The 4,762-nt window shown below is 64.0% G+C and carries 3 protein-coding genes and 1 pseudogene; 1 reads left to right on the forward strand and 3 read right to left on the reverse strand.

The annotated features are described in order from the left end of the window. The 3 genes and pseudogenes from sphsw_RS08720 to sphsw_RS08725 form a co-directional block, all read right to left on the reverse strand. Positions 1-447 (reverse strand): annotated as a pseudogene (locus sphsw_RS08720) (hypothetical protein); the annotation flags it as partial. Between the two features lie 268 nt (positions 448-715). Beyond that, the gene (locus sphsw_RS19350; protein WP_152555451.1) at positions 716-1,429 is read right to left on the reverse strand and encodes a hypothetical protein; all 714 of its coding nucleotides are present in this window, start codon (positions 1,427-1,429) and stop codon (positions 716-718) included. A gap of 686 nt (positions 1,430-2,115) precedes the next feature. Continuing rightward, positions 2,116-3,642, reverse strand: a complete 1,527-nt coding sequence (locus sphsw_RS08725) for a CpaF family protein (RefSeq protein ID WP_166746812.1) — start codon at positions 3,640-3,642, stop codon at positions 2,116-2,118. Between the two features lie 131 nt (positions 3,643-3,773). Between sphsw_RS08725 and sphsw_RS08730 the strand changes: the two genes are divergently transcribed. Continuing rightward, the coding region (locus sphsw_RS08730; protein WP_031440269.1) for a S1C family serine protease at positions 3,774-4,762 on the forward strand (989 nt) is incomplete at its 3' end.

The following is a 4,762-nucleotide window of genomic DNA, read 5'->3' on the forward strand; positions in this document are numbered from 1 at the left end:
GAGCGCGGGGAGGGCGGCGACACTGACGCCGCCGCCGCTGCGCGTCAGCCCGCCGAGCACGATCGACCGCGTCGGCATCCAGCGCAGCGCAACCGACCCGCCGATCGCGCTCGCCCGCCCGCCCGGCTTCAGCGCGCGGCGGACGACCGCGGGGGAGGTGTCGGCGAGCAACGTATAACTGACCCCCGTATCGAGGATCGCGGTGATGCTGCGCCCGTCGATCTGCATCGCGAACCGGATCTGGTTGCCCGGCGTCAGGTCGAACGTCACCCAGCGCGTCTCGGTATCGGCGGCAAGACGGGCGACGCCCTGGTCACGGTCGGCGGGCGAGGTGCTTGGGGTAGAACTCGCCTGGATGGGCGCGGCCACGGCCTGCGATGCCGGCTGCCGCGTCGCGATGCTAAGGGCCGCCAACAGCGGGACGATGGCGAGGGTAAGCATACGCATGTGCAACCGTCCCTAGCGCGTTGGCGGGGCCTTACAAGCTAGGCACGCGGACGGTGGGGCAGATGGATTTGAAGGGAAGGAAAGCGGACTCACGGCTTTCGCGGCTGCGTTGTGGGAGACCCACCGCCGAACGAGCCCGCCAATGCATCAACTTTTTGCATCGGTGAGCGCCTACGTTTCCTGCCATTCCTTGGCTGATGCGAAATCTTTGATCGTTTACGTGGGGGGGTAGGCTTAGGATCATTAGCGGCACCCGTATATCGATGGGTTAGGGCCAGACTAGTCTTATCCAAGCTACGTTTTGACCAAGCTTGCCTTCACCGATCAGCGTTAGAAAATAGGCTTGAGAATGAAGGTCGGGCAGTTTTGAAATAGCTCCTAACCGGACGGGCAATGTTGCAAGGATAAGGAACCGTTTGCCGTCGAAGGCGACGACCCGCGACCGCTCTGCCAAGCCTTTGGCGTTCCATACCCCAATCCAAGTGTAGCTGTCCCTATGTACGTTGTCATCGGCTGCGACGAAACTGTATCCAACGATATCGGGGGTCACGGCAGGCCGCGCCGGGACAAAACCATCCACATAACCGCTCCTTCCGATGCCAGCGTTGGAAATGCCTGCAATACCGCTCTTCCCTTGGATGCTGGTCCATGAAAACCAGCATCCCGATGTTCGCGAGTGCACTGGGCCAGGAGAGAGGTCAAAGTCGGTGAAGCGTGGGTCATCCGAGCGCAGCATCACCGCCGAGCTATAGCGAAGCTGATCCACGCGTGCCTCACCGGGATGTGGCCAGCCGGGATGTGCCCGATAGCTGCCCCCCAGCATCTCGACTGTTAGGGGAGCGGCGTTGATTGCAACAGATTCCCCAAGGTGACCCGAGCACACCGGCTTTGGCATCATCGCGGTGGTGGAATCGGAGGTTTGTGCGGTCGCAGAGGCCCCGATCAGCCCGGCAACGATTATCAGTATAGCGCGAACAAGCATCGCAGTAGCCTAACACGCGTAGGCTCGTGCGCTAGAGGGTGTCACTCGCTCACTTACCATTGCTGTTTGAATGCAGAACTTTTGATTTTTTCATTAGGAATGTCCGGGACGGAAAGGGACGCGGAAATGAAGCCTACGGCCCTAACCGCGAATTACGCCTTTGATTTCAACGTGTGGCTTGCTTCCCATTGAGGGCGAAGGAGCCGCATCACATATCCGCTTCCCGTCTATAACGACTGTCACCGCGCCCTGCATTTTGAGCTCAACCGAAACGTTGTGAAGGGCCTCAAACGCAACCTGCCAGCCGTCACGATCGGCTCCCGGTTGAAAGCATAATACAAAGGCAGATAAATTCGGTCCGTCCCAAGACGCTGTAGCATTGGCAATCACCCCCGGATCATCGAGCTCGCCTTTCCGGCCTATTCGAGCCAAAAACGGACCGGATATAGGGTCGTATTCAGCCGGGGGCGCAGGCGGCACCGATCTTTGGTCAAAATTTGGAAGTCGGGCGTCCGAGGGCACGCTTGATAGGAACAACCAAGCCGTGGCGATCGCGGCAACGCATCTTTTGGTTCGTACCATACCAGAGATGATAGATTTGATCCGAATGTCCGCAAATAGGCGTGAGCAGAATGGGAAGTTTTAGCACGGTCTCGACCACCTGCCGTTAGTGCAGTCGACGGGGGTCAGAGGCAGGCCTCCAGATAGGCCTGGTCGAAGCCGAACTGCTTGGCCTTGTCGAGCGTGTAGGGGCGCAGGCCCATCGAGCGGTATTCGCCGAGGATCTTGCCGTCCGCGCTCTCGTCGAGATATTCGAACTTGAACAGCTCCTGCGTGACGATCACGGGGCCTTCCATGCCGATCACCTCGGTGATGTTGGTGACGCGGCGCGAGCCGTCGCGCAGGCGCTTGACTTGGATGATCAGCTCGACCGAATCGGCGATCTGACGCGAGATCGCCTCCTTGGGCACCTTGATGTCCGACATCATCACCATGTTCTCCATACGCGCGAGCGCCTCGCGCGGGGAGTTGGCGTGGAGCGTGCACATCGAGCCGTCGTGACCGGTGTTCATGGCCGCGAGCATGTCGAAACACTCGGACCCACGAATTTCGCCCAGGATGATCCGGTCGGGGCGCATACGCAGCGCGTTCTTGACGAGATCGCGGATGCTGATTTCGCCCTGGCCCTCCAGATTGGCGGGGCGCGTTTCGAGCGGCAGCCAGTGCGGCTGCTGCAGGCGAAGCTCGGCCGCGTCCTCGATCGTCAGCACGCGCTCACCGGGGTCGATCATCTTCGACAGCGCGTTGAGCATCGTCGTCTTGCCCGAGCCGGTACCGCCCGAGATGACGACGTTGAAGCGCGATGCACCGGCGATCTTGAGCGCGGTCGCCATCTTGGGGCTCATGCTGCCGAACCCGGCCATCATGTCGAGCGTGATAGGCTTGGCCGAAAATTTACGAATCGAGATCGCGGTGCCGCGCAAGCTGAGCGGCGGCACGATCACGTTGACGCGGCTGCCGTCCTTGAGACGGGCGTCGGCGAGCGGGGTAGTCTGATCGACGCGGCGGCCGACCGAGTTCACGATCCGCTGCGCGATCTGAAACAGATGTTCCTCGTCGCGGAACTGGATCGGGGCGAGCTCGAGCTTGCCCTTGCGCTCGACATAGGTCTGTTCGGGGCCGTTCACCATGATGTCGGTGATGTTCGGATCCGCGAGCAGTTCCTCCAAGGGCCCGAGCCCGAGCAGCTCGTCGACCAGCACCTTTTCCAGCGCGAACTGTTCGCGGCGGTTGAGCGTCAGCTTCAGCTCGGCGAGCACCTCGCCGATGATCGGGCGGAATTCCTCCGCCAGCTCGTCCTTGCCGAGCGTTGCCGCGGCCTCGGGATCGACGCGTTCGAGCAGGCGGGGGAGCACCTGTTCCTTGATCTTGTGGATCGACTGTTCGAAGCCCTCGACCTTGCTCGCGCCCGCATCGCCCGACGCGGCCTGGCGATCGGCGAGTCGCTGCATCGCGTCGACCTGACCGATCGGCACGCCGCCCTCGGTCTCGCCGGGCATCGGCAGGAGGGTGTCGAGCGCAGGGAATTGCGCGCCGCCTTCGGGATCGGGTCGCGGGGCGGGGCCGCCGCCCTGCATCGGTCGCGCGACGCCGAACGCGGGCCGCGCTGCCGTTCCGCCACTCATCCCACTGCGTCGTCCGAACGCGCTCATGCACCAGTCCCTCGATCGTTAATGCCGGGGTTACCGGCGAAGCCTTGCCAATTCGCTAACCAATCGGTCGGCGACCGCGCGGCGTCCGGAAACGGGTTCTGCCGCGGCGCGCGGGCGGATAAGGGAGGCGAATGCTGATCCGCCTGCTCACCCTGCTCGTCCTTCCGCTCGCCGCGCTCATCGGCATCGCCGCCCCCGCCAGCGCCGATGATATCAGCGCGACCGGGCGCGGGGTCGTGCGTGTCGTCACGATCGCAGTGGTCGACGATCAGGTCGTCGGCTTCGGCCATGGCAGCGGCTTCGCAGTCGCGCCCAACCGGATCGTCACCAACGCGCATGTCGTCGAGCTGGCGGAACGCTATCCCGACAATGTCGTCGTCGGCGTTGTGCCGACTGAGGGGGACAAATCCTATCAGGGCAAGGTGATTGCCTATGACGTGCAGCGCGATCTGGCGCTGATCGAGTTCACCGGCGCGCGCCTGCCGCAGACCGCGCTGTATACGGGACCGATCGATGAGGGCGGGGCGGTGGTGTCGCTGGGCTTTCCCGGCAATGTCGACCTCGCCACCGCGCGCTCGGCCGCGGACTATATCCGGCCGACCAGCCCGGTGCGGTCGGAGGGCGTGTTCTCGGGCCGGCGCAGTCTGAGCGATGTCGAGGTGCTGTTGCACACCGCCAATATCGCGCGCGGCAATTCGGGTGGCCCGCTGCTCGACCGGTGCGGGCGGGTGATCGGCGTCAATTCCGCGATCACCCGCGGCGAGGAGGGCGATTCGACGTTCGGCTTCGCAATCGCGGACACCGAGCTCGCCGCATTCCTGCGCGAGGCGAAGCAGCCCTATAGCGCGGTCGGAACGCCGTGCACTTCGATCGAGGAGCGGTTGCGGCAGGACAGCGACGCCGACGTGCGCGCGGCGGCCGATGCGGCGGCGGCGCGGCGCGATGTGGCGACGCAGGCGGCGCTGTCGCGTGAACGCGCGCTGGAACAGGCGCGTATCGAAGCGGAGCGCCGGCGCGAGAACGTCATGGCGATCGCGGGGCTGCTGCTGGTCGCAGGCGCGCTCGGGATCGGTGCGGCGGGGCTGCTCGAATCGCGCGGGCGGCGGCGTGCGGCGGTCTG

The sequence above is a fragment of the Sphingomonas sp. FUKUSWIS1 genome (assembly GCF_000733135.1).
Taxonomy (GTDB): Bacteria; Pseudomonadota; Alphaproteobacteria; order Sphingomonadales; family Sphingomonadaceae; genus Sphingomonas; species Sphingomonas aerolata.